Origin of the sequence: Flavobacterium sp. YJ01 (assembly GCF_029320955.1) — a bacterium.
Lineage (GTDB): Bacteria > Bacteroidota > Bacteroidia > Flavobacteriales > Flavobacteriaceae > Flavobacterium.
This window is the reverse complement of record NZ_CP119757.1, coordinates 1191019-1216404: the sequence shown is the minus strand read 5'-3', so window position 1 is coordinate 1216404 and position 25386 is coordinate 1191019. Positions and strand designations below refer to the sequence as shown.

Sequence of the window (25386 nt, the reverse complement as noted above, 5' to 3'; positions counted from 1 at the left end):
GATTAAAAATGATTTTTATAGAATGAATTAATCATTTTAATCTGTGGCTTATATTTTTAATTAGTGCAAAATCTTTTCAATTGCGGTGTTTATTCGCAGTAAATCTTCTTCAAGACTTCCGTGATAACTATTTCTATGATTGTTAATTAAAGAAACAAGTTCTTCAATATCTTTTTCGTCTTTTCCGGTTTTGTAATGTAATTTTTTTATAAAATCATCATTCAGTTTTGTTGTATCTATTAAAAAGTCAGTTCTTATTTTCTCTAAGAAATAAATGATTTTTTTGTCAATTAAATTGGTGTGATCACCTTCTTGATAATATAAATTTCCGATCGTTTTGGTAAAATCAACAGTTAAATTTTCTAATGGTTTAATTATCGGAACGACACGCTGTTTTCGTTTCGCATTAAAAATCATAAAAATTAAAATACCAAGCAAACCTAAAAACCAAGCCGATTTTAGAGGCGGCTGACTCATAATATAACGAAGTGGAGAACCTGAAATTCGTTCATCTTTAGGTTCTTTATTGTACCAAAAAACATCTCCTTTTGAAAAATAAGACAATACATTTTCAGCATACTTATAATGGTCTTTTTTCAGCAAAGTGTAATTGGTAAAAGCCACAGGTTGTGTGTGCAAATAAAAATATCCGTTTTTATAAGGAACCTCAATAAAATTAATCTGTTTATTTTTTTTATTGTTTTGATATCCTAAAACAGTTGTATTTAAAGTATCAATTTTAGAAAAATAATCATTTAAGCCAGAGTTTAAAGTATATTTTTTATTGCTTAATTTTTTGTTTGCCAACCAGGTTACAACGCTATCTGCGGGAGGAAAATCGGCTTGTGTCCGAACTTTTAAAGAATCCAGCAACAAGCTAGGAAATTCTTTCATGCTCAAAAAAGCATTATTTCCGTGCGAAACAAAATATATAATCTCTATCATCGATCGATCATCAATATTATTCACTTCAGAAATATTGATGAAATTACCTTTCACTTTATAATTTTCTACATCTTTCGAATCATCGTATTCAGAATCCAAGTATTCGTATGCCGTTTCGGTAGAAATTCTTTTAATTTTTTGATTCTTAAAAAAGCGATTTGCTTCTTGATCAAAAACATAAAGGCCAAACGGAATTTTGTCGTTTACAGAATAAGTCGGAGTCCAATCGATTGGTTTTGGCTGTCCTTTATCTATCAACAGAATAAAACCAAAAAGCAAAACCAAAAACGCAATGTATATTTTAATATTTCTATCCATTGCCAAAGGTTTTTAAAGCTTGTTTGAATCTGTTTTCTGTGCTATTGAATCTAATATCGTCAATTTCAAATTCGCCGTACCAGATGTAATTGTATAAATAGGAGAGATAAGTAAACTCTTCTTTATGAGCTGTTTGCTGTAATTCGTACAAATAATCAGAATTTGTTTTTTCGATATCCCATTCTATATAGTTATGTTGGGCCATAACTTTTAAAAGCCAAAGATAATAGTAACGAATGGCAGCTCTTTTTTCGCCGTTCTGAATACTTTCTTTAATTAGCTTTTCGAAATCTAAAAGATGAATGTTTTTTTCGGCATCAGAATAAAATATGGTCTTCTTATCCGATTTCCCAAAAATCCATTTTCCTTCTTGATTGGATATGTTTTTAGCAATAAAATAAACAACAATAATAACCACTAAAATGGCTATGATTCGGAATAAAATCACAACAAAATTTAATGAAGTCTGTGCACTTTCAAAATGAAAAAGGTTTGCAAATAATTTTGCCAGCCATTCTTTAAAAAGATCCCACCAGTTTTTTTCTGGAGTTTGATATTCATAAATAAAATCCGAACCAGTATATTTTTTCTTAAAATTTTTATCAAAATGTTTGGCTTCTATTTCTGAAGCATCAATTTGAATATCTTTTTCAGAAAATTTTATTCCAGATACTTTTGGAGGTTCTTCGTATACAGCAGTACTGTCTTGAGCCATTGAAACGCCAAAGCAAAAAAGAAAAGATAAAATAAATAAGAATCTTGTCATTACTTGGGTTTAAAGATTTTTGGCTGTTAAAGAATGTATTTTTTTGTGCACGATAAAAGGGTAAATCAAGTAATAAAATGAAATAATACTTAAAGTAGCCAAAATAATAAAAATGCTTAACCAAATTGGCATATCAAGAGAATATCTTGTGATAAAACCTTCTAGAAATCCTGCGCTTATTGTAAAAGGAAAAGTACTCAAGAATATTTTGAAACTGTTTTTAAATCCGATTTTGAAGGAATTTAAACGAGAAAAAGTTTTCGGAAAAAGAATCGAAGCTCCCAAAATAAATCCAGTTGCAGTTTCAATTACAATGGCAAAAATTTCCATAGAACCATGAATCCAAATTCCTCTTACACTTTTCCAAAATACGCCATGTTCGTAAAAAAAGTATTGAAAAGAACCCAGCATAATACAGTTTTGCAAAAAAATGTAAAAAGTGCCAAGTCCGGCAATTATGCCATAGAAATAGCATTTTGCGCCTACGTGCAAGTTGTTGACCGTAATGCCAATAAAACTTCCCCAATTGCTTCCAGAACCGTAAACAGCCATTGGATTACCTTTTTTAATATTTGCCAAAGACATATTTACATATTCGTCGCCCATAATAAGCCTAACAAAATCTTGATCGTATCGAGCCGAAAGAACACCAATGCCCACAGTTATAAAAAATAGAGAAAAAGCATATAATAAATACCTTCTGTATTCGTAAACCAGCAAAGGAACTTCAATTTTAAAAAACTCAACAATTTGATTTCTATCCGTACGCTTGGTTTTGTAAATCTTTTGATAAATCTGTGAAGCAAGATGATTTAAATAGACAACCGTTTTACTTTTAGGATAATACGTTTGGGCATAAGATAAATCATTCATCATTTGAATGTACAAATTAGCTAATTCATCAGGATTTTTTTTAGCTTTACCAAAAATTGCCAGCTCAAATTCGAGCCATTTTTCTTTGTTTTGTTTTATAAAGGCGATTTCTCTCATTGTTGGCTAAAATATAAAATATGTCAGAATTATCTATTAATACGACACAAAATGTTAAAATAAATTTTATTGCCGCTACAGTAGGCGAGCGATTAGGGGCATTCTTTATCGATTTGTTCATTATGATCTCTTATGCCACGGCGCTTTCGATAATTCTTTTCAGTTGGTTAAAACTTGATAAATTGATGACTGATTTAGACGGATGGTCTAGAGGAGCTATTTTTATCATTTTGTATTCGCCACTAATTGTTTATTCTTTAGCTCTCGAAAGTATTTTTGAAGGACAATCGCTAGGAAAAAGAGTTGTTAAAATTAAAGTGGTCAAAATTGATGGTTATCAGGCAGGTTTTGGTGATTATCTGGTGCGTTGGTTTTTTAGAGTAATCGACTTTTTTAGCTTTTTTGGTCTTCCAGGAATAATCGCAGTAATTACCAGTAAAAATGCGCAGCGTTTAGGCGATATGGCGGCGGGAACGGCGGTAATAACATTAAAAAATAAAATCAATATCAGTCATACAATTTTAGAAGAAATAGACGATGCTTATGTGCCGACTTATCCTTTGGTAATCAAGCTTTCTGATAATGATATGCGTATTATCAAAGAAACTTTTCAAAAAGCTGAAGCTAAAAACGATCATGAAATTATTTATAAATTGGTAGCAAAAATTGAAGCAGTAACCGGAATTAAAAACCAATCTGGAAACAATAGCGATTTTATTCGGGTTATTTTAAAAGATTACAATTTCTATACACAACATATGTAAGCTTTTTTTTAGGTTTTGATGATAATTCTTTATATTTAACATCTTATTAATTAGTATGTTAATTTAAAAAGTAAAACATGAGAACTTCAAAAGCTTTTTTTACCTTATTAATGTTGTTTACTGCTCTTTTTAATTTCGCTCAAGGCGGAAAAAAATTAGATAAAATCATAAAAAGAGATTACCAGATTATCGAATGTACGATTTCTAAAATGTCTGATAGCACCGTAGAATATTCTCTTCCTGGAGAAACGCTTCAAATTTCAATTGATATTTCGAAAATTGCCAGAATTGATTTCGCAAGCGGAAGATCTCAAACTTTTGACGTTTCTCAAAATAATGCAGCGCCAAATTCTAGTCAAACTGTAATTGCTCAAGATGTTAAGCCAAATACCATCGCGGTACTGCCAGTTCCTTATGTTAATTCTGATACGCAAGAAGCTTCTGAAGATATGGCAAAATTTGCTCAGAACGATTTGTATAACAAATTGTTAGATAAATCTTCAAATATATTTCCGTTGACCGTTCAAGATTTAAGAACTACAAATAGTTTACTCCACAAAGCCGGAATCGATTACAAAAATATTGATGAAACACCAATTGAAGATCTCGAAAAAATATTAGGTGTTGATAATATTGTTGCCGCAAAAGTATCGTATACTATTGGAACAACTTCGACAGCAACAACTTATAATAGCGGAAATGCAAAAGTGAGCGATAATAACAAAAAAGTTACAACAAGCGATATTTCTACTACAACAGCAAACAACCAGAGTTACTACTATTACACGGTTTACTTTGATATGTATAAAAATAAAGACAAAATCTATTCGCAAACTCGTAAACCATTTTTGGCAGTAAAAGACAGTTGGATGGAATCTGTTTCTTATTTATTAAAAAGAAGTCCGATTTATACTAAGAAATAATTCAGGAATACTAAATGGAAAAATTCAAATCTAAAATTGACCTCTGGTTGGCATTTCTATTAATTGTAATTTTTGGTTTTGCACTGATTCAATTTGCTTATGAAAAAAAATGGATAGGTCTTTCTTTTATTTTTTGTGTGATTAGTTTCATTATCCATATGTTTACTACTACTTTTTATACAATAGAAAGAGACAAACTAAGAATAAAATGTGGTTTTCTTATTGATTTCACGATTGAAATTAAAAATGTAAAAAAAATTTCCGAAACTTTCAATGTTTTGAGTTCACCAGCACTATCATTAGACAGACTAGAAATTCTTTATGGAAAATATGATACAGTTTTGATTTCTCCAAAAGACAAAAAAAGATTTATAGAAGAACTAAAAAGAATAAATCCTGAAATAGAAATAGTACTAAAAAAATAGGAAGAATACTAAAAACTCTGCACCTTTGTACCTTTACCTCTTTGTAACTTAAGAAAAATGTTTCATTTACTAGATATTATTGGGACAATGGCTTTTGCTATGTCGGGAGCTTTAACAGCAATGCATAAAAAACTAGATCCTTTTGGGGTTTTTATTATTGCTTTTGTAACGGCTGTAGGAGGAGGGACCCTTCGTGATGTTCTTATCGGAAGAACTCCAGTTGGCTGGATGCGAGATATGCAATACGTATATGTAATTATTTTAGGTTTTTTTCTTGCCATTATTTTTAGAAAAAGATTTGACAAACTTCGAACTTCTCTATTTTTATTTGATACGATCGGACTTGGCGTTTTTACTTTAATTGGTCTTGAAAGAGGAATTTTAACTGGACTTCATCCCGCAATTTGCATTGCTTTAGGAACAATGACTGCATGTTTTGGTGGCGTAATTCGTGATATTTTATGTAATGAGATTCCGAATGTTTTTAGAGAAGAAATTTATGCTACAATTTGTATTTTGGGAGGAATTGTCTTTTTTGGTTTAAGACGTTTAAATTTAGACGACGATATTTTATATTTAGTTACTTCCTTAATTATTATCATAATTCGATTAATGGCAGTAAAATATAAATGGCATTTAAAAGCATTTGACCATAAATAATCTAGAAATGTATATCATAAAAAAATACCATCAAGACGATTATTTAATCTGGAACGATTTTGTCGCCCAATCCAAAAATGCTACTTTTTTATTTCATCGCGATTTTATGGAATATCATAAAGATCGTTTTGAAGATTTTTCGCTTTTAATTTTTGAAGAAGACAAATTGAGAGCAATTCTTCCCGCAAATAAAAAACAAAAAGCCGTTTATTCTCATCAAGGTTTAACTTATGGAGGTTTGGTTTTTTTATCTAAAATGAAAGCAGAAAAAGTAGAATCAATTTTAGATGCAATTTTACTTTTTTTGAAAGAAAATCAAATTAAAACCTTTTTTTATAAGCCAGTTCCTAGTTTTTATTTTTTGGAAGGAAATAAAGAAATGGAATTTTTTCTGTTGAAAAGAGGAGCTGTTTTAGAACAAAAAGAAATGAATTTGGCAGTTAATTTAACTGCTCCTTTGAAAATTTCTAAAAGTAAAATGAAACATTTCAGACGAATTGAAAATCTAGATCTAGATATTATAGAAGAACAAGAATTTGATCCGTTTTGGGAAAAAGTTTTAGAACCCAGATTATTAGAAAAACACAACACAAAACCGGTTCATTCTAAAGAAGAAATCACGCTTTTACAATCGAAATTTCCAAAAAATATCAAACAATATTCAGCATACAGAAATGACGAAATTATTGCCGGAATCACGATTTTTGAAACTAAAAATGTCATTAAATCGCAATACGGCGCCACTTCAAAAACTGGAGAAGAATTTAGAGCTTTAGACTTTTTATTCATCAATTTGATTCATAAATACAAACGAAAAGGAAAACATTTTTTTGATATGGGAATCGTAAATTCTGATATTCAGGATTATAATTCTGGTTTATTAAAACAAAAAGAAGAATTGGGCTGTTCTGTTTACAATCAGGATTTTTATAAAATTGAAATAAAGTGATACCATTTTTAGACCTAAAAAAAATCAACGAACCGTATGAAACTGCTTTTCAGGAAAAACTGAAAACGGTTTTGCATAACGGCTGGTATATTTTAGGAAACGAAGTGGAAACATTCGAAAAATCTTTCGCCAAATATTGCGACAAAAAATATTGTATCGGAGTAGGAAATGGTTTTGATGCTTTGGTTTTAATTTTTAAAGGTTATATAGAACTCGGAATATTGCAAAAAGGAGACGAAGTAATTGTTCCAGCAAACACATATATCGCAAGTATTTTAGCCATTTTGCAAACCGATTTAGTTCCGATTTTGGTTGAACCGAGATTAGAAACCTACAATATAAATCCAGATTTAATTCAGGAAAAAATCACCTCAAAAACCAAAGCCATTTTAGCCGTTCATTTATACGGACAATTGGCAGAAATGGAAAAAATAAATCAAATTGCACAAAAAAATAATTTAGTTGTAATTGAAGATTGCGCACAATCACACGGTGCAGAAAATAATCTAAAATCTACAATCTATAATCTACAATCAGCGTCTGCTTACAGTTTTTATCCAGGTAAAAACTTAGGCTGTTTAGGCGACGGCGGCGCAGTTACAACAAATGATGAAGAACTTGCAAAAGTGCTTTTTTCGCTTCGAAATTATGGTTCCGCGAAAAAATATCGCAACGATTATATTGGCGTAAATTCGAGATTAGACGAATTGCAAGCAGGATTTTTAAACTTAAAATTACCAAATTTAAATGCCGATAATGAAAACCGAAGAAATGTAGCCAAACGTTATTTATCAGAAATTAAAAATGATAAAATAATATTGCCTTTTTGGGATTTTTCAAATAATCATGTTTTTCATTTATTTGTTATTCGAACAGAAAACCGTCAAAATTTACAAGAATATTTAACCGAAAACAATATTCAAACTGTAATTCATTATCCAATTCCGCCACACAAACAAAAAGCTTTATCTGAGTGGAATAATTTGTCTTTTCCTGTTACCGAAAAGATTCATAATGAAGTTTTGAGTTTGCCCATAAGTCCGATTTTAACTGACGAAGAAATTGATTTTATTATCGAAATTTTAAATCAATATTAAATTGAATTTCTACAGAAAAATAATTCAAACGAGTTTGTTTAAGATTACTTCTTTAAACAGTTTTAGTGTCGTTTTAAAGATCGGTATCGGATTAATTACGTCAAAAATATTAGCCATTTTCGTTGGTCCAAGCGGAATGGCTTTGGTTGGAAATCTTCGTAATTTTTTGACTTCATTAGAAAATATTTCGACTTTAGGTTTTCAAAACGGAATTGTAAAATATGCTGCCGAAAACGAAAAAAATAAAGATGAACTTCAAAAAATAATTTCCACCGTTTTTATCAGTTTGCTTTTTATCGGAGTACTTTTAAGCGGAATTTTGTTTTTTACCGCTTCGTTTTGGAACGAAAAAATCTTTGGAGACAATACCGAATATTTACTGATTTTTAAAGTTTTAGCATTTGTTTTACCAACTTATGGACTTTCTGTTTTTTTAATCGCAGCAATTAATGGTTTAGGAAAATTTCAAAAAGTAATTTGGATCAATATTATTGGAAATATAATAGGATTAATAACTTCCGTTTTTCTGATTTTACAATTCGAAACAACAGGTGCTTTATTGGCGATTATAATTGCGCCGAGTTTATTGTTTTTTTTGACTTTTTATTTAGTTCAGAAAGAAATTCAATTTCTTCAACTGATAAAATTCAATTCATTTGATTTTAAAATTGTAAAAAATCTTTCTTCTTATTCCTTAATGGCATTGGTTTCATCGGTTTTAGGACCTTTTATCTTTCTCGCAATCCGAAACCATATTATTCAGGATTTAGGAATCGAAAAAGCAGGATATTGGGAAACCATGACGCGAATTTCGTCTTATTATTTACTATTTGTAAGTACTATTTTAAGCGTTTATTTTTTGCCAAGATTATCTAAATCTCAGAATAATTTAGAAACCAAAATTGTTTTTTGGCAGTATTATAAATTTATTCTTCCCGTTTTTGTTTTAGGTTTAACGGTACTATATTTTGTTAGGTTTTTTGTAGTTCAGTTACTTTTTACAAAAGAATTTTTACCAGTAACCGATTTGTTTTTCTGGCAACTTTTAGGAGATATTTTTAAAGTTTGCGCACTGATTTTAGGTTTTCAGTTCTTTGCCAAAAAAATGACTTCAGCATTTATCATTTCCGAATTGTTTTCGCTTTCAGTTTTATATTTTGCAAGTTTATATTGTATAAAACTATTTCAGATTGAAGGCGTTGTAATGGCATATGCGTTTCAGAATTTTGTTTATTTGACAGTTTTGGCGATTTATTTTAAAAAGAGTTTATTTTAATTTTCTGTCCATTTCTGAATATAATTTTCTGCAATTTTAATATAATGGTGATTTTCCTCAATAAAAGTTCTCGCACGCTCTCCAATTGCGACAATTTCTTCTGGATTTTCTATTAAAAAAGACAATTCTTTTACCAAATAATTTACATCTGGAATTGCGTTTACGCAGACATTTTCTGAAAGATTATAGTATTTTGTAAATTCAGTTTCAGCGCCAGTAAAAACGACTTTTCCTTTCGCCATTGCTTCAAGCGCATTATAACCTTGATCGTAAGCATAAACCATGTCCAAAAAAATATGACAACTGTTGTACAAATTAATATATTCAGAATAAGGAACGCTTCGAACTGTAATAACTTCCACTTTTGAAGCGTATTTTTCTTCAATTATTTTTAAAGCTTTTTCAAAATAATCATTTCCTTTTTTCAAATAATTATCATTGTTAATTCCATGAAAAATGACAATTTTATCCATAATTTGAAGCGGTTTAAAGGAAAGTTTTTCAATATTAATCGGATTCGGAATCAATCCTAAATATTTCTCATTGCCTCGAAGCGGAAGATGATAATCTAAATCTGAAGCAATTATGCCACGACATTTTTCGTGAATAAATTGATGCAACTTAAAAAACGCTTCTTCTTTGAATTTCAGAACATTTCCAAAAGATTTTCGATCAATTTTATGATTGAGATATAACGGAATTACAGATTTAAAATCAGGATTTTCAAAACAATATTTCACATTCAAATAATCATATCCGCAACTCAGTAAAAATAATTTTTGATTGTTTTTTAATAAATAAGAAATGATTTTTTTTTCGTAGAAAGACGTGCAATAAAAACTATTTTCGTTAATAAGCTGCACAACATCAAAACCAGAGCACTGTCTTTTGAATTTTAGAAATTGGCGAAAAGTCAAATAAGAACTTATATCAAAACCAGAAAATTTGAATACGGCAATTTTTACTTTTTTCAAAAAACCAGAATCCCATTTTTTTTGAATAGGAAAATCAACAGGAAAATTTTTAAAACCGTCTTTGAGACCGATAATAAAAACTTCATGCCCTAAAGCCTTAAGACCATCTTTTAAAGAATTGTGCAAATGGCTGTATTCGCCTACCAATAAAACTTTCATTTATGTGTATATTTGACAAATATATTTACTTTTTCGGTCAAAACATGAATAAAAAGAAAGTTGCTATTGTTTCAAATTCTTTAGGAAAAGGTGGAGCAGAACGTTTTGCAGCTTTGCTGACTTTTATGTTAGAAAATACTGGTTTTGAAGTTCATTCAATTTTAGTAAATAATGTTGTAGATTATTCATACACTGGAACTTTGTTTAATTTAGAAAAAGAAAGTTCTAATTCATTTTCTTTATTTAGAAAAATCAAAAAAGGCATTTTGTTACGTCGATATTTATTAGAAAATAATATAGATTTTATAATCGACAGCAGATCAAGAAATGTTTTGATAAGAGAATTAATCACAAGATTTATTTATCGAAATTCGAAAATCTATTATATAGTTCACAGTTATAATTTTAAGAATTATTTTCCCGATTCGAAATTCTGGGCAAGAGCGATTTACAAAAATGCTGGAGCTTTAGTTTGTGTATCAAAAGCGATTGAAGAAAAAGTAAATCAGTTTTTAGAATTAAAGAATACAACAACAATTTATAATCCTTTTTTTATTCCAGAAACAGAAGTTAAAAATGCTATTCTAGAAACCCAAAAAGTGATTTTGTTTTTTGGAAGATTTGATGAAAAGGTAAAAAACTTCAGCTTGTTATTAGAAGCTTTTTCGCAATCTGAAATTTTTTCGAAAGGATACAAACTTCATTTGCTGGGCGAAGGAAATGATCTGAACTTCATTAAACAAAAAATAAAAAGTTTAAATCTTAAGAATTACGTCGAAATTTTCCCGTTTAAAAACAATCCTTATAAAGAAGTTCGGGAAGCTAAATTTACCATTTTGACCAGTAATTACGAAGGTTTTCCTTTGTCAATTGTAGAATCATTAGCTTTAGGAACTCCCGTAATTGCTGTTGATTGCAATTCTGGACCAAGAGAAATAATTCAAAATGAATTTAACGGATTGTTGGTTGAAAATCATAATCCAAAAGCTTTGGCAGAAGCAATAAGTAGATTTGGAGATGATGATGAATTATATGATTTTTGTAAAAAGAATGCTTCAAAAAGTGTTGTACATTTGACTTTAAATACAATTTCAGAACAATGGAAAAATCTTCTCAACAAGCCAAAATGACAACAAATCAGGATGTTCAATTATTAGAAATTCCTAAAATTGAAGATCGAAGAGGCAATCTTTCGGTCATTGAAGGAAATACTATTCCGTTCGTTTCTAAAAGAGTGTATTATTTGTATGATGTTCCAAGCGGAAGCAAAAGAGGAGGCCACGCACATATTGAACAGAAGGAATTTTTAATTGCGCTTAGCGGTAGTTTTGATGTAGTTTTAAAAGACGGAAAAACCATTAAAACGGTAACACTTAATAAACCAAATGTTGGTCTTCTTATAGTTTCGGGAATTTGGCGCGAGCTTAAGAATTTTTCTTCGGGAAGTGTTTGTCTGGTTCTGTCTTCGGATGAATTTAGCGAAGAAGATTATATTCGTGAATACAAAAAATTCAGGTTATTTAAAAACGGATGAACCAAATCCTAAATTTGCTAGAAAGGTTTTAAACGAAATTAAGAATCGCAAAAAAGGTGCAGGAAGCTGTAATAAGATTCTTTTTTTTAAGCTAAAATTCTTCAAATTTATTGAGTTGGAATATTTTATAAAAAGCTCATTTTCTCCAGCTAATTTGCTTTTTATGGAAAGAGAAAAACGATTTAAATCCAGAAATTTTTTTAAATCTAAATTGGTTTTTTCAGCTTCTTCAAATTTCGAAAAATCCATTTTTTCTTTAATTAATTTAGTGTTTTTGGAAAGACTTTTTGAATCGTAAATGTAACGAGCTAAGATTTTCCAAGAAAAAACAACTGAATAAACAAGTCCAATTCTAATCCATAAATCGGTGTCTTGACCGCTTTTAATTTTAGTGTCAAAATTTCCAACTTCATCAAAAACAGATTTATGAAAAACAGCGCACGAAGTGCATAAAACGGTTTCTTTGAAACTGGCTTTAAAATAATTTACAATTTCAAAATCGTAGTTTGTTTTTAAAATTGAATATTGTGCGGGAATTGTTTTTTTTGAAGTATCAAATTCAATTGCTGCAGAAAAAACTTTTTGATCTGGAAGTTTAGAAATAAGATCAAACATCGTTTCTAAAAACGTTGGATACCAATAATCGTCTGCGTCGAGAAAAGTTATAAAATCGGAGTTCGCTTTTTCAATTCCGTAATTTCTAGCTGTCGAAGCGCCTTCATTTTTTTTGCTATAATATTGAATTCGCGAATCTTTAAACTGTAGTGCTTTTTCTTCACTTTTATCTGTAGAACCGTCGTTTACAACAATAATTTCAAAATCCTGAAAAGTTTGATCGAGAATACTTTGTATCGTATTTTCGATAAAGTTTTCTTTGTTGTAAAGCGGAATTATTACAGAAAAAAAAGCCATTTATTTTGATTTTAAAAAGCAATAATAGCCTAATTTATAAATATCGAACAGAAAAAGCGATGGTTTTTCTGAAATCAAATTCTGTTCAATTTTTGATTCTAATTTTCGAAAAATAAAAGAAAAAGCAGTAAGCAGTTTTAGTGTTTTTAAAAGCTCAAAATAAGCAATAATTCGGCTTTCATTTTTTGAGATTTTATTTGAATTATTGAGAAAAGCTAAGTTTTCTAATGCCGTTTTTGTTTTGTTTAAAAATAGAACAGAAGTTTCTAAGTTTAAATGAAAAACAGGATTTTCAATATGCGTAATTTTAAAAGCTTTTAATTTTAAAACAGAGAAAAAAAGTAAATCTTCGTAACCGTATTTTGTCAGCGTTTCATCAAAAGGGAAACGATTTATAATTTCTTTTTTTATCAATAAATTAGAAACCAAAGCAAAATCAGAAGGGTTTTTAGTTCTTTCAGATAAATTTAATGCTTCTCGCTCTCTGCCATAAACCCAGCGTAAAAGAAATTCTTTGTCAGGTTTTTGATCTTCATACAAAAGACCTCCAAAAACGACTTTTTTATTTTTATTTATCTCTGAAATATAATTCGCAATAAAATGATCATGAACAGGAATTACATCGGCGTCCAAATAAAGAAGATTTTCAAAAACTGCTTTTTTAGCCAATAGATTTCTTATGGCACTTCGTCCAATATTTTTTTCTAAAGAAATAAAGGAGCAATTTTGAAACTGATTTATTTTTTGATTTTCTGCTATAAAAAGGTTTGAAGCATCGTCGTAGCAAAGGATTTCAAATTTAATTCCGCAAGAAATGCACTGTTTTTGAAGTTCGCTTACAAGCGGCAAAACAGCATAATTGTAAACCGGAATTAAAATGGAAAGCATTACACGCTTTTTTGCACTACTTCGAAGATTCTTTCATCTTCGCATTTCAATGTTTTAGAAGGGAATTTCATCAACAAAGCATAATCGTGAGTTGCCATGATAATTGTTTTACCAGCCGCATTGATGGCTTTTAGTACTTCTAGAACTTCAGAACTTGTCTGCGGATCAAGATTTCCTGTTGGTTCGTCTGCCAAAATAAATTCTGGATCATTAAGAAGCGCTCTTGCAATTGCCACACGCTGCTGTTCTCCTCCAGAAAGCTGGTGAGGCATTTTATTTACGAAGTCTTTCATGCCAACTTTATCCAAAACTTCATCAATTTTGTGTTGCATTGCTTCTTTTTCTACCCATCCTGTAGCTCTTAAAACAAAAAGCATATTGTCTTTGATAGAACGGTCTGGAAGTAGTTTAAAGTCTTGAAATACGATTCCGATTTTACGTCTTAAATACGGAATGTCGTTTTCTTTTAATGTTGCCAAATCAAATTCAACAATATGTCCTTCTCCCTCAACTAATGGTAAATCAGCGTATAAAGTTTTTAAGAAACTACTTTTTCCAGAGCCTGTTTTTCCGATGATATAAATAAATTCACCATGATTAACATCCAAATTAATATGAGATATAATTTTTCTTCCTTCTTGATATATAGTTACTTCTTTAAGAGACAGTACGGTTTGTGACATAATAAATTGATTTGAATGGTAAAAGTAATAAGATAACGTATGTATTCAAAATAAATTTGAAAAATTAAACCATATAAGTGATATAAGTTCATTTTAAATAATTATGAATTAAGTTTTCCAACTTATAATAGCTTATATGTCTTATATGGTTTTTGAATTTATTTATTTTTTGAAAGTTTGAGTACCAATAAATTGAAGTTTGCTAAACCGAAAAATCACAGCGATTTCTTAAATTGTTCATAATAAAACTGCGAAACGTTTCGTTATAAAGCGTATAAAATGATACATTTGAATACTAAATATTTTGAAAATGCGTAAACTTTCCTGGTTCTTTTTATTCCAAATTATCCTTATTTCGACGACGGTTTCGGCACAAAAATCAGCTATCTATACATACGATTTAAAGGATTTTGACAAAGCACTGGCTTTATATAATGACAAACAATATGCTTCGGCACAACTTATTTTTGAAAAAGTAAAGAATAATGCTACGACAGAAGAAATTCAGTCAGATTGTGCTTATTACATTGCCAACTGCGCGATAAGAACCAACAAAGCAAATGCCGATGCTTTAATGGAAAAATTTGTAAATGATTATCCAACTAGCACAAAGCAAAATCAGGCTTATATAGAAGCTGCGCAATATTTTTTCGAACAAGGAAATTACCCAAAAGCTTTATTATGGTTTGATAAAGTAGACGAAAGTTATATGAGTAAAGCTGAATCTGATAAGTTTAACTTCATGAAAGGTTACAGCTATTTTAATGCTAAAAAGAAAAAAGAAGCAACTTCTTATTTTAATAAAGTGGTAAATTCTAAAGAATATGGTTCTCAAGCCAAGTATTATTTAGGATTTATGGCCTATGAAGGCGACGATTATAAAGAAGCGACAAAATATTTTGACGAAGTTTCAGGAGAAGAAAAGTATAAAGAGAAACTTTCATATTATCAAGCTGATATGAATTTCAAATTAGGAAATTTCCAAAAAGCTATTGATTTAGGTCAGCAAGCGATGGCTAAATCTAATGCTTTAGAACAATCAGAATTAAATAAAATTATTGGTGAAAGTTATTTCAATTTAAAGCAATACGAAAAAGCGATTCCTTATTTGGAAAAATATGCTGGTAAAAAAGGAAAATGGAATAATACCGATTTTTATCAGTTAGGTTACGCTTATTATGAGCAAAAAAACTACGAAAAAGCCATTTCTCAGTTTAATAAAATTATCGAAGGAAAAGATTTCGTTGCGCAAAATGCGTATTACCATTTAGGTTTAAGTTATCTGAATATTGGTAAAAAACAAGAAGCTTTAAATGCGTTTAAAAATGCTTCTGAAATGGATTTTAATACCCAGATTCAAGAAGATGCCGCTTTAAATTATGCCAAATTAAGTTACGATATCGGAAATGCTTATCAGGCTGTTCCAGGAATTTTATTAGATTTTCTTAAAAAATATCCAAATAATTCAAGCCGTTCTGAAGTAGAAAAATTATTGGTTGACTCTTATATTTCTTCAAAAAACTACAAGGAAGCTTTAACATTATTAGAAAAAAATAGAACTGCAGAAAACAAGGCAGCGTACCAAAAAGTGCTTTTTTACCGTGGATTAGAATTGTATAACGAATCGAATTATCAAGAAGCGGGTAAAATGTTTAAAAGCGCTATTAGCGAACAAAAAACTCCTGAATTTACGGCACGTGCGACGTTTTGGAAAGCAGAAACGGAATATCTAAATGATGATATGCAGAATGCTTTATTAACGTATAAGCAGTTTGCTGGAATGGCAGCTGCAAAATCAACAGATGAATATAAAAACATCAATTATAATATTGGTTACACGTATTTTAAATTGAAAGAATACGATCAGGCGGCAAATTCTTTTCAAGCTCAGATTGATAATTCGCCTTCAGATAAGGTTCGTTTAAACGATTCTTATTTGCGTTTGGGAGATTCTCGTTTTGTGACTTCAAAATACAGTGCAGCAAATGAAGCATACGGAAAAGCAATTGCGGCAAGAGGTGTTGATGCTGATTATGCGCAATTTCAAAAAGCACTTTCTTATGGATTTATGTCAAACAATACCAAGAAAGTTGATGAATTGAATAATTTCCTTCAGATGTATAAAAAGTCATCTTATCGTGATGATGCTTTGTTCGAATTAGGAAATACGTATGTTGCTGAAAAGAAAAATGATCAAGCTTTAAAAACTTACGATCAGTTAATTTCAGAATTCCAAAATGGAACTTTTACTTCAAAAGCAATCTTAAAACAAGGTTTGATTTATTACAACTCAGATCGTGATCAGCAGGCTTTAACGAAATTTAAAAAAGTAGCAGCAGAATTTCCAAAAACTCCAGAAGCTTTAGAAGCAGTTGCAACTGCAAGATTAATTTATGTTGATTCGGGAAAAGTAGACGAATATGCAACTTGGGTAAGAACTTTAGATTTTGTTGAAGTTTCAGATGCAGAGTTGGATAACGATACTTATGACGCTGCATTTAAACAATACAGTCAAAATAATAGTAAAACTGCGATTACAGGTTTTGGAGGTTATATTGCAAAGTTCCCGAACGGAATACATGCTTTAGAATCTAATTTTTACTTGGCACAGCTTTATTACGCAGAAGGTTCTGAAACGAAATCTACAGCAAACTATCAATATGTTGCAGATCAGCCAAGAAGCGAATTTACAGAACAAGCTTTAAACAGATTGGCTCAGATTTATTTGAAAACAAAAGATTGCGATAAATCAATTCCTGTTTTAAAACGTTTGGAAAGCGAAGCAGATTATCCGCAGAACAAAACTTTCGCGCAAGCAAACTTAATGAAATGTTATTATGACAAAAAAGATTATGATAACTCTGTAGTTGCTGCTGAAAAAGTTTTGGAAAACCCAAAATCTGATGCAGGTGTAAAAGCCGATGCGCAAATTATTGTGGCGCGGGCAGCAATTCAAACTGGAAATGAAGACAAAGCGAAAACGGCATATGCAAAATTAGCTACAACTTCTAAAGGAGAATTGGCAGCAGAAGCACTTTATTATGATGCTTACTTTAAAACCAAAGAAGGAAAGTATGAAGCTTCAAATACTGCTGTTCAAAAATTAGCAAAAAGCTATTCGGCTTATAAATATTATGGTGCAAAAGGCTTGGTATTGATGGCAAAAAATTTCTACGGATTAAAAGACAGTTATCAAGCGACATATATTTTGGATAATGTAATTAACAATTTTACAGATTATCCAGATGTTGTTGAAGAAGCTAAAAAAGAATTGAGTGCTATTAAATCTGAAGAATCAAAAACGAATTCGTCGATTAATAGATAAGAATAAAAGAATATAGAATATAGAGAAAAGAACATAGATTGAATTAAAGATTGGAAAGTCTATTCTCTATATTCTTTATTCTATTTTCTAAAAAAGAAAGAAAGAAATGAATTTACCTTTTTATATAGTTGATGTTTTTGCTGATAAAAAATATGCTGGAAATCAGTTGGCGGTTTTTATGGATGCAGAAAATCTGAGTACAGAACAAATGCAGCAGATTGCTCGCGAAATTAATTTTGCAGAAAGCACATTTGTTACCAAACTTGACAGAGAAAATAATAAAGCTGAAATTAGAATTTTTACACCAGCTCACGAAATGCAGTTTGCAGGACATCCAATAATTGGAACTTCTTGGGTTTTGATGAATAAGATATTTGAAAATGCTCCAAATGAAATCAAACTTGAAGTTCCGATTGGACCAATTGCGATAAACAAATCAGAAAATTTGATTTGGTTAAAAGCGGCTCAGCCAAAATTTTGGGATGTTTTTGCAAAAGAAGATTTTCCGTCTTTCAGCAACTTGACAATTGATGATTTTGATAATCAATATTTGATACAAGAAGTGACAACAGGAAGTGCGTTTGTAATTGTTCCGTTAAACAGCAAAAGAGCCTTAGAAAATTTAGTTTTAGATAAAGATAAAACCGATAAATGGTTGAAACAGCATTGTAAAACAGATCATAAAGGATTGTATTTTTATAGTTTTGAAGATTCGAAACTGACAACCAGAATGTTATGTGTGGAAAATAATCAATTGGTTGAAGATGCCGCAACAGGAAGCGCAAGTACATGTTTGCAGGCGTATCTTTTAAAATATCATTCTTCTGAAATTGAAGTGGCAAATCATCAGGGAGATTACATTGGTCGTCCGTCTGAAATTTATTTTAAAGGGAAACTAGAAAATGATCATTTTGATATTAATATTGGAGGAAAAGCTCAGTTTGTAGCCAAAGGCGAATGGGAAGCTTAAAATAGAACAAAGAAAATAGAACAAAGAAAAAAGATTTTAGAATATACTTAGAGAACAAAGAGTTTTAGTATAAGAATTAAGAAATAGCATAAGTCTATTTTCTATAATCTTTTCTCTATACTCTTAAAAAGAAGAAATATGAAATTAAATTGCCAGTATAAAATTATCGTTTTGCTAGTATTATTTACGGCTCAGTTTTCGTTTGCACAGAAGAAAAATGAAAGCATCGGAACTGAAACTGTAAACGTGGTAAAACCTTATTCGCCAACTATTTCAGATGCTTTTAAAGTAAAAGAAACTCCTTCGCTTGACGATAGCGGGAATCAGCCGAAAGAAGTTATTAAATATAGTATTTTGTCTGTTCCTGTGGCTTCGACATTTACACCATCTAAAGGAAAAGCCGAAGGTGTTGAAAAAGCTAAAAGAGAAAAATTGTTTAATAATTATGCGACTTTGGGAGTTGGAAATTATGGCACTTTAAATGCAGAATTATTTGTAAATCAGGATTTAGGAAATAATGATTATTTGGCTGGAATATTTCGTCATCATTCTTCTCAAGGCGGAATTAAAGACTTAGAATTGAATGACGAGTTTTACGATACGGCAATTAATGTAGGTTATGGTCAGAATAACAGAGATAATAATTGGAATGTTGATTTAGGATATCAAAATCAACTTTACAATTGGTACGGACTTCCGGCTGATTTTGGTTCGACAAATCCGGCTCAGCGTCTGGATTTAGTAAATAGCATCAATTCAGATCATTCTTATAATACGATTTGGCTTGGCGGAAATGCTGAATTTACAGAGAGTATTTTTAGCAATCTTGCTGCAAAATTCACTCATTTTTCAGACAGTTATTCTTCTTCGGAAAATAGATTTTATGTAAAGCCGACTTTTACGGTTGATATTATGGATCAGGCAATTAAAACAAATGTAATTGTAGATCATGTTAGCGGTTCTTTCAAAAATAATTATTTACAGACTAATACTGAAGCGGTAAAATATGGTTTTACAAATGTTGGAATAGAGCCAAGTTTTGTAATTCATGAAAATGATTGGACGTTAGAATTAGGAGCAGGAGTTTTCTATAGCGGAAATACAGAAAATAGTGGAAACAAATTTTATTTATACCCAAAAGTAAACGCTTCCTACAAATTGGTTGGAGATTTAATGATTTTCTATACAGGAGTAGATGGAGGTTTAAAACAAAACTCTTATGCTGATTTTGTGACTGAAAATCCGTTTTTGTCACCGACTTTAAACATGCGTCCGTCTAGCACTCAATATAATGTTTTTGCAGGTTTGAAAGGTAAATTAGCAAACAATGTAAATTATAACTTGACAGGTTCATACTTGAATGAAAAAGATAAAGCATTATTTAAGGCTAATGATTATACAGAAGTAATTACAAATGAGGATTATGCATTCGGGAACTCTTTTGGAGTAGTTTATGAGGATATTAGAACATTGCGATTTTATGCAGAATTAAAAGCCGATTTCTCTCAAAATGTGGCTTTTGGAATCAGCGGAACTTTTAATAGTTATAATACTGATAACGTAGTTGAAGCATGGAATTTGCCAAAAATGAAATTAAGTTCAACTTTAGACGTTAATATAACTAAGCAATGGTATGCAGGTTTGAATGTATTTTATGTAGGAGAAAGAAAAGACATGCAGGCAAATTCAGGAATTGCAGCTAATTATGCGCCAATTACTTTAAAAAGTTATTTTGATGCTAATGCTCATGTTGGTTATAAGTTTAGTGATCGTTTGACATTTTTCTTAAAAGCTAATAATATTGGAAATCAAGCTTATCAAAAATGGTTAAATTATCCTGTACAAGGATTCCAGATTTTAGGAGGCGCAAATTATAAATTTGATTTTTAAAGATATTTAGCCACAAAGACACTAGGGCACAAAGATTATATAAATAATAGAGTGCCTTTTTTTTTCAGCCATGAACTCATGAATTTTTTGGAGTAGATTCGTGAATTCGTGGCTGTTTTTTTTAATAAAGGAAAAAACCTTTGCATCTTTGTACCTCAGAACCTCAGTACCTCAAAAAATGACTTTCAAAGAAAAAATATACACACATTATACCCAAATGGTTCAAGATAGAATTGATGTTTTTAAAGACATGATTTCAAACTTGACTGAAGATTCTAAAAACGATGCCAAAGGTTCTGCAGGTGATAAGCACGAAACGGCTTTGTCGATGATGCATATCGAACAGGAAAAATTGACTACAAAACTCAAAGAAGCAATCGAGCAAAAAGGAATTTTAGATAAAATTGATCCAACAAAATCAACAGAAAATATTGTTTTGGGGAGTTTGGTAAAAGCAAATGGAATCTATTTATATGTTAGCGTTGCGCTTCCTAAAATTGCAATCGACGGAATTAATGTGATTGCGCTTTCTCCACAATCTCCGCTAGGAAATCATTTGATGGGAAATAAAGTTGGATTTCAGTTTGAGATTAATAAGACGCATTATACTATTGAAAATGTTGAGTAATTAATTTAGTTTACGAACAACTTTGACAAAGTTGAATTAACAAGAAAGCATTCTCCATAATTTTGCCATCTCGAGTTCTTTATCTTTTATTGAACATAGCTCGTGGTTTCAACCACGGACGCAATATATACAATACGTTTCCCGTGGTTGAAACCACGGGCTATGTTTTAATATTAATGAATAGAAGATCTTTGTCGAGCTACTTATGAGGATTTTTCTTTGTTGAAATTGGAAAATGATTGTATAAAATACAATTCAAAAACAACTTTCAATCTGTTCTTTGCGAATTTTTCATTGATACTAAGATAACTCAAAATTTTATTCAAAGAATTACATCAAACTTTCAATTTTAAACCTTTTTTTAGTTCCAAATTAAAATTTTCAAGTTTCGAGCTTATTTTTACTTCTAAATTTTACATTTTATATGTAAAATTAAAATTATGGTTATAATTTGTAATTGAAATTAATATTTATGTTTTTCAATTGTAACTAATACTTCATCTTTGCCTTATCAAATTAAAATTATAAAATAAAAATATAGAATATTATGTGTGGAATTGTATGTGCCTTTGATCTTAAACAAAAAGCCGAAGCGTTAAGACCTCAAGTATTAGAAATGTCTAAAATCATTCGTCACCGCGGACCAGACTGGAGCGGAATTTATAGCAATGATAAAGCGATTCTTTCTCATGAGCGTTTGGCAATTGTAGATCCAGCTTCAGGAAAACAACCTTTATTTACGGAAGATAAAAAATTGGTTTTGGCTGCAAACGGTGAAATTTACAATCACAGAGATTTACGTAAGCAATTTGAAGGAAAATATAACTTTCAGACTGAAAGTGACTGCGAAGTTATTTTAGCATTATATAAAGAAAAAGGAGTAAGCTTTGTTGACGAATTAAACGGAATTTTCGGTTTCGCAATTTATGATGTGGATAAAGATGAGTATTTCGTAGCTCGTGACCATATGGGAATTATTCCGTTATACATTGGATGGGATCAGCATGGAACTTTTTATGTAGCTTCTGAGTTAAAAGCTCTTGAAGGATATTGTACAAAAATCGAATTATTCCCTCCAGGACATTATTTATCAAGCAAAGACGGCGAATTTGTACAATGGTACAAAAGAGATTGGACAGAATATGATGCAGTAAAAGATAACGAAACAAGTATTCCAGAAATCAGAAAAGCATTGGAAGCGGCGGTTCACAGACAATTAATGAGTGACGTTCCTTACGGAGTTTTACTTTCGGGAGGTTTAGATTCTTCAATTACTTCGGCTGTAGCCAAAAAATTCGCTCAAAAACGTATTGAGTCAGATGATACTACAGATGCTTGGTATCCGCAATTGCACTCTTTCTCAGTTGGATTAGAAGGTTCGCCAGATTTAGCTGCAGCAAGAAAAGTAGCAGATCATATTGGAACTATTCACCACGAAATTAAATTTACAATCCAAGAAGGTTTAGATGCTGTTCGTGATGTAATTTATAACTTAGAAACTTACGATGTAACTACTGTAAGAGCTTCAACTCCAATGTGGTTAATGGCAAGAGTGATCAAGTCAATGGGAATAAAAATGGTTCTTTCAGGAGAAGGAGCAGATGAGTTATTTGGAGGATATTTATATTTCCACAAAGCACCAAACGCTAAAGAATTCCACGAAGAAAACGTTCGTAAATTAGGAAAACTTCATATGTACGACTGTTTACGTGCAAACAAAAGTTTAGCAGCTTGGGGAATCGAAGGGCGTGTGCCATTCTTAGATAAAGAATTTATGGATGTTGCAATGCGCATCAACCCACAAGATAAAATGATCAACAAAGAGCACCCAATGGAAAAATGGGTTGTTCGTAAAGCTTTTGAAGATATGCTTCCAGAAAGTGTTGCTTGGAGACAAAAAGAGCAATTTTCTGATGGAGTAGGCTATAGCTGGATTGATACTCTGAAAGAAGTGGTAGCAAGAGAGGTTTCAGATGAACAATTGGCAAATGCAAGATTTAAATTTCCATTGCAGACTCCAACTTCAAAAGAAGAATATTACTATCGTTCTATTTTTACAGAACATTTCCCAAGCGATGCGGCGGCATTATGCGTACCTCAGGAAGCAAGTGTAGCTTGTAGTACTAAAATTGCTTTGGAGTGGGATGAGGCTTTCAAAAACATGAACGATCCATCAGGAAGAGCAGTTGCAAGTGTTCACGATGATGCTTATGTTAAAGCGTAAATAATTTTAATTTTTAGAATTAGTATATATTATATTTTTGAAAAAACGTTCTCTGTTTCAGAGAGCGTTTTTCTTGTCTTATGAAGTTGATTTGTGTAGTTTTCAATTGATTATAAGCTTTGTTTTGTAATTATTTAACTTTCTTTTAATATATTTGAAACCTGCATTATTATTGTTAAACTCTGAATATTTTAATGATTTTAATAGCTCAAAGCAAAAATTAATATTTAGTTTTGCCTTGAACGAAATGTTTTAATGATTTTTTAATGTTCGGATAAACTGAATGATAATAGAATAATAAAATAAAAAATTATGTCTGGATTATTAGCCGTAATTGGTAAAGGAAAAGCCCCACAACTCGTAAAAGAACTTTCTGAAAGAATGTCGCATCGCGGCCCTGACGAAAGTGATATTCATATTATGGAAAACGGAAGTGTGCTTTGTCATGAAAGTTTATCTATTATTGATCTTAATTCAGGGAAACAGCCAATTCAAGGAACTGATAAAGCTTGGATGATTCACGATGGTGAAATCTATAATTATCAGGAACTTAAAGATACGGTTTTAAAGCATCATACTTTTAGAACAAATTCAGATTCTGAAGTGATTGTACATCTTTATGAAGAATTTGGATATGATTTTTGTAATAAACTAGATGGCGATTTTGCATTCGTTGTTATCGATGGAGATAAATATATTGCAGGTCGCGATCCGATTGGAGTAAAACCTTTGTATTATGGTTTGGATGAAAGAGGAAGAATTTATTTTTCGTCAGAAATGAAATCTATTGCAGATCAATGTAAATCATTTTCAACTTTTCCTCCTGGACATTATTATACAGCAAAAACTGGTTTTGTAAAGTATTATCATCCAGAATATGAGGATCATAAAAAAGCAACTCAGACATTAGATTTAGAACTTATTCGCGAAAGTTTAATAGAGTCAACTCGTAAGCGTTTGTTGGCAGAAGTGCCTTTAGGAGTGGTATTGTCTGGTGGTTTGGATACCTCTTTGATTTCTGCCGTAACTTCAAGATTATTAAAAGACAAAGGAGAAAAACTGCATTCATTTTCTATCGGATTAAATGCTGATTCACCAGATAATATTGCGGCTAGAAAAGCAGCTGAATTTTTAGGAACTGAACATCACGAAGTTCATTTTTCTGTAGAAGAAGGAGTTAAGATTTTAGAAAAAGTAATTTATCATATTGAAACGTATGATATTATTTCTGTAAGATCGGGAGTTCCGATGTATTTGCTTTCTAAAGAAATTGCTAATCAAGGAATAAAAGTAGTTTTGTCAGGAGAAGGTGCAGATGAAGTTTTTGGAGGTCATTTGTATTTTAGAAATGCCCCTTCAGAAGAAGAATTTCAAGACGAAACAATCGAGAGAGTTCAGAAATTGTTTACTGCAGATTTGCTTCGTGCCGATAAAACGACAATGGCGCACGGTTTAGAAGTGAGATTTCCGTTTTTGGACACAGATTTTTTAGATACTACAATTCGAATTAAAACAGAAGAAAAACAACCAAAAACTTACGACGGAATTGAAAAATACATTTTAAGAAAAGCCTTTGATGTTGCTGAAAATCAATACTTGCCTTCAGAAATTTTATGGCGTCAGAAAGAACAGTTCTCAGACGGAGTTGGGTATAATTGGGTAGATGAATTAATAGAATATTGTGCTTCGCAAGTTACAGACGAACAATTGGCTGGCGCAAACATAGAATTTCCATATAATTCGCCAACAACAAAAGAAGCTTATTTATATCGATCAATTTTCCATAAATATTATCCGCAAGTCAGCGCGGCACAGACCGTTCGAAAATGGATTCCGAAATGGCAAGAAAATTTAGATCCAAGCGGAAGAGCAAATGCAGCTCATTTGAATGGAAATTTTGAAACCGTAAAAACCGGGATTACAGTTTAAAAGATTAATTTTAATATCGAATTAAAAATAGAAAAGCCGAAATGCGTTTAAATGCATTTCGGCTTCGTTAGTTAATATAGATTCAATTTTTGCTTTTGGAATTTATAGAATTAGAATTTCAAATTTTGCATTATTTCTAGTTTTGAAATTTAGAATT

22 protein-coding genes are annotated in these 25386 nt (G+C 30.8%); 15 read left to right on the top strand and 7 right to left on the bottom strand.

Annotated elements, in window-relative coordinates:
• Positions 1 to 60: 60 nt before the first annotated feature.
• Genes P0R33_RS05460 through P0R33_RS05450 form a run of 3 tightly spaced genes read right to left on the bottom strand, consistent with a single transcriptional unit; the run spans position 61 to position 3019 of the window.
• Entirely contained in the window at positions 61 to 1263 is a 1203-nt protein-coding gene (locus tag P0R33_RS05460; protein ID WP_276174552.1) for a DUF4350 domain-containing protein, read from the bottom strand.
• Positions 1256 to 2029, bottom strand: coding sequence for a DUF4129 domain-containing protein (locus P0R33_RS05455; protein WP_276174551.1), 774 nt, complete (start codon positions 2027 to 2029; stop codon positions 1256 to 1258). Before P0R33_RS05455 ends, P0R33_RS05460 begins: the two co-directional genes overlap by 8 nt.
• Before the next feature lie 9 nt (positions 2030 to 2038).
• The gene (locus tag P0R33_RS05450) at positions 2039 to 3019 is read right to left on the bottom strand and encodes a stage II sporulation protein M (protein ID WP_276174550.1); all 981 of its coding nucleotides are present in this window, start codon (positions 3017 to 3019) and stop codon (positions 2039 to 2041) included.
• A gap of 20 nt (positions 3020 to 3039) precedes the next feature.
• On the opposite strand from P0R33_RS05450, the gene P0R33_RS05445 reads away from it, so the two are divergent.
• The 7 genes from P0R33_RS05445 to P0R33_RS05415 all read left to right on the top strand — a co-directional run bounded on the left by P0R33_RS05445 (position 3040) and on the right by P0R33_RS05415 (position 9113).
• Complete coding sequence (locus P0R33_RS05445; protein ID WP_276174549.1) at positions 3040 to 3783, top strand: RDD family protein; 744 nt, start codon at positions 3040 to 3042, stop codon at positions 3781 to 3783.
• Between the two features lie 77 nt (positions 3784 to 3860).
• On the top strand, positions 3861 to 4706 hold the full coding sequence (locus P0R33_RS05440) for a hypothetical protein (protein WP_276174547.1): 846 nt from the start codon (positions 3861 to 3863) through the stop codon (positions 4704 to 4706).
• Between the two features lie 14 nt (positions 4707 to 4720).
• Entirely contained in the window at positions 4721 to 5131 is a 411-nt protein-coding gene (locus P0R33_RS05435) for a PH domain-containing protein (protein WP_276174546.1), read from the top strand.
• Between the two features lie 57 nt (positions 5132 to 5188).
• Positions 5189 to 5791, top strand: coding sequence for a trimeric intracellular cation channel family protein (locus P0R33_RS05430; RefSeq protein ID WP_276174545.1), 603 nt, complete (start codon positions 5189 to 5191; stop codon positions 5789 to 5791).
• 7 nt (positions 5792 to 5798) lie between these two features.
• The gene (locus tag P0R33_RS05425) at positions 5799 to 6740 is read left to right on the top strand and encodes a GNAT family N-acetyltransferase (RefSeq protein WP_276174544.1); all 942 of its coding nucleotides are present in this window, start codon (positions 5799 to 5801) and stop codon (positions 6738 to 6740) included.
• On the top strand, positions 6737 to 7837 hold the full coding sequence (locus tag P0R33_RS05420) for a DegT/DnrJ/EryC1/StrS family aminotransferase (protein ID WP_276174543.1): 1101 nt from the start codon (positions 6737 to 6739) through the stop codon (positions 7835 to 7837). The genes P0R33_RS05425 and P0R33_RS05420 overlap by 4 nt, the downstream gene beginning before the upstream one ends.
• 1 nt (position 7838) lies before the next feature.
• On the top strand, positions 7839 to 9113 hold the full coding sequence (locus P0R33_RS05415) for an O-antigen translocase (RefSeq protein ID WP_276174542.1): 1275 nt from the start codon (positions 7839 to 7841) through the stop codon (positions 9111 to 9113).
• Here P0R33_RS05415 and P0R33_RS05410 read toward each other — a convergent pair.
• Complete coding sequence (locus tag P0R33_RS05410) at positions 9110 to 10246, bottom strand: glycosyltransferase (RefSeq protein WP_276174541.1); 1137 nt, start codon at positions 10244 to 10246, stop codon at positions 9110 to 9112. The genes P0R33_RS05415 and P0R33_RS05410 overlap by 4 nt on opposite strands.
• 44 nt (positions 10247 to 10290) lie before the next feature.
• On the opposite strand from P0R33_RS05410, the gene P0R33_RS05405 reads away from it, so the two are divergent.
• Complete coding sequence (locus P0R33_RS05405) at positions 10291 to 11376, top strand: glycosyltransferase (protein WP_276174540.1); 1086 nt, start codon at positions 10291 to 10293, stop codon at positions 11374 to 11376.
• On the top strand, positions 11346 to 11780 hold the full coding sequence (locus tag P0R33_RS05400) for an FdtA/QdtA family cupin domain-containing protein (RefSeq protein ID WP_276174539.1): 435 nt from the start codon (positions 11346 to 11348) through the stop codon (positions 11778 to 11780). The genes P0R33_RS05405 and P0R33_RS05400 overlap by 31 nt, the downstream gene beginning before the upstream one ends.
• Here P0R33_RS05400 and P0R33_RS05395 read toward each other — a convergent pair.
• Genes P0R33_RS05395 through P0R33_RS05385 form a run of 3 tightly spaced genes read right to left on the bottom strand, consistent with a single transcriptional unit; the run spans position 11763 to position 14263 of the window.
• On the bottom strand, positions 11763 to 12692 hold the full coding sequence (locus P0R33_RS05395; RefSeq protein ID WP_276174538.1) for a glycosyltransferase family 2 protein: 930 nt from the start codon (positions 12690 to 12692) through the stop codon (positions 11763 to 11765). The genes P0R33_RS05400 and P0R33_RS05395 overlap by 18 nt on opposite strands.
• Positions 12693 to 13580, bottom strand: a complete 888-nt coding sequence (locus tag P0R33_RS05390) for a glycosyltransferase family 2 protein (protein ID WP_276174537.1) — start codon at positions 13578 to 13580, stop codon at positions 12693 to 12695.
• Positions 13580 to 14263 carry an ATP-binding cassette domain-containing protein gene (locus tag P0R33_RS05385; RefSeq protein ID WP_229352645.1) on the bottom strand — a complete coding sequence of 228 codons (684 nt, stop codon included), beginning with the start codon at positions 14261 to 14263 and terminating at the stop codon, positions 13580 to 13582. The genes P0R33_RS05390 and P0R33_RS05385 overlap by 1 nt, the downstream gene beginning before the upstream one ends.
• Positions 14264 to 14573: 310 nt before the next feature.
• Between P0R33_RS05385 and P0R33_RS05380 the strand changes: the two genes are divergently transcribed.
• The 6 genes from P0R33_RS05380 (at position 14574) to asnB (P0R33_RS05355) (ending at position 25229) form a co-directional block, all read left to right on the top strand.
• Complete coding sequence (locus P0R33_RS05380; protein ID WP_276174536.1) at positions 14574 to 17588, top strand: tetratricopeptide repeat protein; 3015 nt, start codon at positions 14574 to 14576, stop codon at positions 17586 to 17588.
• A gap of 106 nt (positions 17589 to 17694) precedes the next feature.
• Positions 17695 to 18558, top strand: coding sequence for a PhzF family phenazine biosynthesis protein (locus P0R33_RS05375; RefSeq protein ID WP_276174535.1), 864 nt, complete (start codon positions 17695 to 17697; stop codon positions 18556 to 18558).
• A 138-nt stretch (positions 18559 to 18696) separates the two neighbouring features.
• Positions 18697 to 20448, top strand: coding sequence for a TonB-dependent receptor (locus tag P0R33_RS05370; RefSeq protein WP_276174534.1), 1752 nt, complete (start codon positions 18697 to 18699; stop codon positions 20446 to 20448).
• A 178-nt stretch (positions 20449 to 20626) separates the two neighbouring features.
• Entirely contained in the window at positions 20627 to 21076 is a 450-nt protein-coding gene (locus P0R33_RS05365) for a hypothetical protein (protein ID WP_276174533.1), read from the top strand.
• 547 nt (positions 21077 to 21623) lie between these two features.
• Complete coding sequence (gene asnB / locus P0R33_RS05360) at positions 21624 to 23300, top strand: asparagine synthase B (RefSeq protein ID WP_276174532.1); 1677 nt, start codon at positions 21624 to 21626, stop codon at positions 23298 to 23300.
• 312 nt (positions 23301 to 23612) lie between these two features.
• Positions 23613 to 25229, top strand: coding sequence for an asparagine synthase B (gene asnB, locus P0R33_RS05355; RefSeq protein WP_276174531.1), 1617 nt, complete (start codon positions 23613 to 23615; stop codon positions 25227 to 25229).
• The last annotated feature ends 157 nt before the right edge of the window (positions 25230 to 25386 follow it).

Bases quoted from the DNA above. Each gene is read 5' to 3' on its own strand.
- P0R33_RS05460 (WP_276174552.1), bottom strand. From the start codon at position 1,263: ATGGATAGAAATATTAAAATATACATTGCGTTTTTGGTTTTGCTTTTT.
- P0R33_RS05455 (WP_276174551.1), bottom strand. From the start codon at position 2,029: ATGACAAGATTCTTATTTATTTTATCTTTTCTTTTTTGCTTTGGCGTT.
- P0R33_RS05450 (WP_276174550.1), bottom strand. From the start codon at position 3,019: ATGAGAGAAATCGCCTTTATAAAACAAAACAAAGAAAAATGGCTCGAA.
- P0R33_RS05445 (WP_276174549.1), top strand. From the start codon at position 3,040: ATGTCAGAATTATCTATTAATACGACACAAAATGTTAAAATAAATTTT.
- P0R33_RS05440 (WP_276174547.1), top strand. From the start codon at position 3,861: ATGAGAACTTCAAAAGCTTTTTTTACCTTATTAATGTTGTTTACTGCT.
- P0R33_RS05435 (WP_276174546.1), top strand. From the start codon at position 4,721: ATGGAAAAATTCAAATCTAAAATTGACCTCTGGTTGGCATTTCTATTA.
- P0R33_RS05430 (WP_276174545.1), top strand. From the start codon at position 5,189: ATGTTTCATTTACTAGATATTATTGGGACAATGGCTTTTGCTATGTCG.
- P0R33_RS05425 (WP_276174544.1), top strand. From the start codon at position 5,799: ATGTATATCATAAAAAAATACCATCAAGACGATTATTTAATCTGGAAC.
- P0R33_RS05410 (WP_276174541.1), bottom strand. From the start codon at position 10,246: ATGAAAGTTTTATTGGTAGGCGAATACAGCCATTTGCACAATTCTTTA.
- P0R33_RS05405 (WP_276174540.1), top strand. From the start codon at position 10,291: ATGAATAAAAAGAAAGTTGCTATTGTTTCAAATTCTTTAGGAAAAGGT.
- P0R33_RS05400 (WP_276174539.1), top strand. From the start codon at position 11,346: ATGGAAAAATCTTCTCAACAAGCCAAAATGACAACAAATCAGGATGTT.
- P0R33_RS05395 (WP_276174538.1), bottom strand. From the start codon at position 12,692: ATGGCTTTTTTTTCTGTAATAATTCCGCTTTACAACAAAGAAAACTTT.
- P0R33_RS05390 (WP_276174537.1), bottom strand. From the start codon at position 13,580: ATGCTTTCCATTTTAATTCCGGTTTACAATTATGCTGTTTTGCCGCTT.
- P0R33_RS05385 (WP_229352645.1), bottom strand. From the start codon at position 14,263: ATGTCACAAACCGTACTGTCTCTTAAAGAAGTAACTATATATCAAGAA.
- P0R33_RS05380 (WP_276174536.1), top strand. From the start codon at position 14,574: ATGCGTAAACTTTCCTGGTTCTTTTTATTCCAAATTATCCTTATTTCG.
- P0R33_RS05375 (WP_276174535.1), top strand. From the start codon at position 17,695: ATGAATTTACCTTTTTATATAGTTGATGTTTTTGCTGATAAAAAATAT.
- P0R33_RS05370 (WP_276174534.1), top strand. From the start codon at position 18,697: ATGAAATTAAATTGCCAGTATAAAATTATCGTTTTGCTAGTATTATTT.
- P0R33_RS05365 (WP_276174533.1), top strand. From the start codon at position 20,627: ATGACTTTCAAAGAAAAAATATACACACATTATACCCAAATGGTTCAA.
- asnB (WP_276174532.1), top strand. From the start codon at position 21,624: ATGTGTGGAATTGTATGTGCCTTTGATCTTAAACAAAAAGCCGAAGCG.
- asnB (WP_276174531.1), top strand. From the start codon at position 23,613: ATGTCTGGATTATTAGCCGTAATTGGTAAAGGAAAAGCCCCACAACTC.